The sequence below is a fragment of the Vibrio sp. 1641 genome, assembly GCF_033339995.1.
Lineage (GTDB): Bacteria > Pseudomonadota > Gammaproteobacteria > Enterobacterales > Vibrionaceae > Vibrio > Vibrio alginolyticus.
The window spans coordinates 1-648 of record NZ_JAWOVP010000241.1; the positions used below are offsets into that span (position 1 = coordinate 1).

Annotated in this window: 1 protein-coding gene; it reads left to right on the plus strand. The window is 45.1% G+C overall.

Annotated features, from left to right (window positions below):
- On the plus strand, nucleotides 1-648 hold a 648-nt coding region (locus R7Z47_RS25275), incomplete at both ends, for an ABC transporter substrate-binding protein (RefSeq protein ID WP_318130821.1).

Below are 648 nucleotides of genomic sequence, written 5' to 3' on the forward strand. Positions count from 1 at the left end.
AGCCTTGGTACAACGACTACTACAACAAAACGGTTGCTGATGTTATCAAATTTGACGATCACACCTTCGCCGTGAAGGCCGCGAAAGAGCTCAATCCAGAAGAGTTGTTGTTGAGAATGGGGGCGCTACGTCCTCGTCCTGCTCATTTCTATGCGAATCCGAAGAAAGACGAGAACGGTGACGGCATTCATGATGATTTTGTGCGCTACTACAACTTTAAAAGTGAACCAACCACCAGCGCTTATTACTTAGCCGACGTCAAAAAAGGTAAAAGCGTTACCTTTAAGCACGTAGGTGAGGACTGGTGGGGTTATACCAATAAGTACTACGAGCATCGCTATAACGTCGACAAAATTCGTATCACGGTTATCCGCGATAGTGATATTGCGATGAAGCACTTCGAAAAAGGTAAGTTGGACGCATTTGGATTGGTTTTGCCAAGTTTATGGCATGACAAATCCAATACTGCCCCTTATCAAAAGGGTTACATTGAGAAGTTCTGGGGTTACAACCAATATCCAGTTGGTGCTGGTGGCGTGTGGATAAACACGGCCATGCCTCTACTTGATGACTTAAACATTCGCAAAGGGATTACTTACGCGACAGATTTCGACGGCATGATCGAGAATGTTATGCGTGGAGACTACA